Origin of the sequence: Marinobacter sp. UBA2498 (assembly GCF_002341575.1) — a bacterium.
Classification (GTDB): Bacteria; Pseudomonadota; Gammaproteobacteria; order Pseudomonadales; family Oleiphilaceae; genus Marinobacter; species Marinobacter manganoxydans.
This window is the reverse complement of record NZ_DDOI01000125.1, coordinates 1-3,248: the sequence shown is the minus strand read 5'-3', so window position 1 is coordinate 3,248 and position 3,248 is coordinate 1. Positions and strand designations below refer to the sequence as shown.

At 59.0% G+C, this 3,248-nt stretch carries 4 protein-coding genes and 2 pseudogenes; 3 read left to right on the top strand and 3 right to left on the bottom strand.

All coding sequences use genetic code 11. The features are described from left to right. Positions 1-218, top strand: a 218-nt coding sequence (locus tag B2W52_RS17605) for a DoxX family protein (protein WP_286803810.1), incomplete at its 5' end; no start/stop codon positions are given. Positions 219-232: 14 nt separating this feature from the next. Here the strand turns inward: B2W52_RS17605 and B2W52_RS17600 are convergent. From B2W52_RS17600 to B2W52_RS17590, 3 genes and pseudogenes are all read right to left on the bottom strand, one after another. Beyond that, positions 233-967 carry a GGDEF domain-containing protein gene (locus B2W52_RS17600; RefSeq protein WP_286803812.1) on the bottom strand — a complete coding sequence of 245 codons (735 nt, stop codon included), beginning with the start codon at positions 965-967 and terminating at the stop codon, positions 233-235. Beyond that, positions 968-1,351 (bottom strand): annotated as a pseudogene (locus B2W52_RS17595) (7TM diverse intracellular signaling domain-containing protein); the annotation flags it as partial. Further along, positions 1,263-2,030: pseudogene (locus tag B2W52_RS17590) on the bottom strand (7TMR-DISM family protein); the annotation flags it as partial. The pseudogenes B2W52_RS17590 and B2W52_RS17595, both read right to left, overlap by 89 nt. A 162-nt stretch (positions 2,031-2,192) precedes the next feature. On the opposite strand from B2W52_RS17590, the gene B2W52_RS17585 reads away from it, so the two are divergent. Continuing rightward, a complete protein-coding gene (locus B2W52_RS17585; RefSeq protein ID WP_008176702.1) occupies positions 2,193-2,423 on the top strand; it encodes a DUF1653 domain-containing protein in 231 nt (76 codons plus the stop codon). A 116-nt stretch (positions 2,424-2,539) separates the two neighbouring features. Further along, positions 2,540-3,248: GntT/GntP/DsdX family permease (locus B2W52_RS17580; RefSeq protein WP_286803809.1), on the top strand; the 709-nt coding region annotated here is incomplete at its 3' end.

The window sequence follows — 3,248 nt, the reverse complement described above, 5'->3', positions numbered from 1 at the left end:
TCATCGCGCCGCTGATGGTCATCCTTGGGTATCAGACCCGGATCGGTGCGCTGCTGATTATTTTCAACATGCTGTTTGCCATCATCCTGGTTCACGGCAACGAACTCCTGAGCCTTGGGCGCAGCGGCGGCTGGGCGCTGGAGCTGCAGGGCTTCTTCCTCTTTACAGCAGTTGCAGTGATATTCCTCGGACCAGGGCGGTACAAACTGAAGAACTGAAGATCCGGGAGACCTCAGGCACCAGGTGCGCTCGCCGCCCTGAAATCCCGCGCCACCATAACCCGGTTACGGCCAGACTCCTTGGCCGCGTATAGCGCCTCATCGGCCTGACGGATGAGCTCCTGGGGCTCCATATCTGGCCCTGGCACCAGGCACGCCACGCCCACACTGATGGTAAGACTGACCGGTGCCACCCGTTCCCCGGAATGCACCGGGGAACGGGCCACCGCCTGACGCACTCGCTCGGCCACCCGAACCGCTCCCTCCTCAGGCGTGGCTGGTAGCAGGATGCTGAATTCCTCGCCGCCATAGCGGGCCAACAGATCCCCGGAACGCTGCACTTCTGCGACGCACAAGGCGGCCACCGCGGTCAGGCAATCGTCGCCAACCAGGTGTCCCAGCTCGTCGTTTACCCGCTTGAAGTGATCAATATCCAGCATCAACAGGCTCAACGGGTGACCGTGTCTCTGGGCCCGTCGCCACTCATCGTTGAGTTTTTCATCGAACCGACGCCGGTTGGCCACATGGGTCAGACCGTCGGTGAGGCTGATCGCCTTGAGCTGCTCATTGGCCCGTTCCAGTTCGTCGGTGCGCGCCTGAACCCGCATCTCCAGGGTCAGGTTGGCCTGCTGCTGGATCGCCAGCGCCTGCTCCTGGGCCTCATGGCGCTTGCGACGTTCCAGGTTGATCCGGTAGGCAAGCGCAAAGGAAAGCAGAACCACCTCCAGGGCCACGCCGATCTGAGGCATGAACTCGGTCAGGAAACTGCGGGGCATGATGCCAAGCTTGCTGACCGCGAGAATCAGATGGCCGATCAGCAATGGCGTCCAGGCCAGAACGTAGAAACCGCCCAATACCTGACCTTTCCGCCAGACCAGGAAACCGATGAACCAGACCGCGGGAGTGACCACTGCCGCAATCGCGCTGACCAGGACAATCCCCGTCTGGTAACTGCCAAAAAGAGTAAAGACGAAGCTGGCAGNNAGAAATGGCGGCCAGAATCCACTGCAGGAAGCGGTAACTTCTGAGGCTGTAGGACCGGATATTGAGAAAACGGATGGCGAAGATAATGGCGGAGAACAGAGCGAAACAGATAACCGGAATGGTGAAATACCGGTTGATACCCGGGGCATTCGGCCACAGCCACTGGAAGAGCACACCATTGAAGTTGAGCTGAACCAGCCCGGTAAACACAACAGTCAGCACGTACCAGAAGTAGGTGGAATGGCGCACGATGACAAACAGAAACAGATTGTAGAGCGCCATCGCAGCGATGATACCCAGAAACATCGTCTGCCAGCCGTAAGACAGCTGCTCATTGGCCAGGAATTCGGCCGAAGGCGTGACTGCCACGGGAATCTGTACCGACCCGAGCGTTTGCACGCGCACAAAGGCGGTCGCCGTATCGGTATTCGACGGTACCAGGAAGACAAAATTGCGGTGATAAATCGGGCGACTGCTGAACGGGAGGGTATCGCCCGTATGGTGGGTCTGGATCAGCTCGCCATCAACCACCCAGTGCACGGACACCTCGTCCAGCAACGGATAGCCGATTTCCAGAACCCGGTTCACCGGCTCTGGCGGAATCTCGACTCTCAGCCAGAAACTGCCATCGCTGAACCCGCGATTAAAAACCTCATTTGAGCCAAACCTCTGCCAGGCGCCCGGGGGCAGGGCGCGAACGTCTTCGAGTGCCAGCTCATCGGCGGGCGCTTCCAGCCAGTCAAAGGCGACGGGAGCGGCCTGAACAGGCGCGCTGGCCAGGCATGCCAGCGACAGAAAAATCAGAAGGATGCAGGATAACTGCCGCATCATAGCGGTTTCCGGTTTCCGGGCCCTTCCTGGTGTTCTACACTTTCAGGCCCTGACTGAGTCTTTTTGCATCCTTGCAGTTGCTTCCATTTTAGACGGTTGCGCGTGCTGCGTCCTCTATAACTGCAAGGCCAGCATAGCCTGAAACCATCGAGGCCGAGAATGACCGAACGCAAGAACGACATACGCCCTGGCCGTTACCGGCACTATAAGGGCAAGGATTACGAAGTACTCGGGATCGCCCGGCACAGTGAAACTGAAGAACAGATGGTGGTTTATCGCTGCCTGTACGGTGATTACAGCCTCTGGGTACGCCCGCTGACCATGTTCCGGGAAACCGTGGAAATGGCCGGCGAACAGGTCCCCCGCTTTGCCCGCCTTGACGAAGTCTGACCGTTACACAACCGCTTTGACTACCGCGATCATTTCCTGCACATTACCGCGCTTTTCATGATGCCGGCCCCCAAAAGGGGCCGGAACAACTATTAATTCCTACCCGGAGTTTTGCCATGAATGCCGTCGTTGCCGCGGTCGCGATTATGCTCGTGCTGAGTTTGTGCCGCATCCACGTTGTTGTTGCCCTGATTATCGGTGCCGTATCCGGCGGCCTGATTGCAGGAATGTCCCTGGAAGCCACCATCGAAGCCTTCAATAACGGCCTGGGCGGCGGTGCCACCGTGGCACTGTCCTATGCCACCCTCGGTGCGTTCGCCGTTGCCATCGGCAAATCCGGCCTGGCCCACGCACTGGCCGACAAGGCCCTGGCCCTGGTCGGTCGCCAGGAGGAAGGCGCCGCCGTCAACGGCATCCGCTTCCTGATCATCGGCCTGCTGCTGGCCATTGCCATCTCATCCCAGAACATCCTGCCGATCCACATTGCCTTCATACCTTTGGTAGTACCGCCGCTGCTGTACGTAATGGCAAAACTGAACATGGACCGGCGCCTGGTAGCCTGCGTGCTGACCTTCGGCCTGATTACACCCTACATGTTCCTGCCCGTCGGCTTTGGCGGCATTTACCTGAACGAGATCCTGATCGCCAAGATCAACGCCAACGGCGTCGATGCCTCCGGCCTGAGCGTCATGAAAGCCATGGCCCTGCCAGCGTTGGGCATGCTCTGTGGTTTGCTGATCGCGGTCTTTTTCAGCTACCGAAACGGCCGCACCTATAACCTGGAAACCATCACCAAAGCGGAACGGGTAGACACCAGCTACAGCC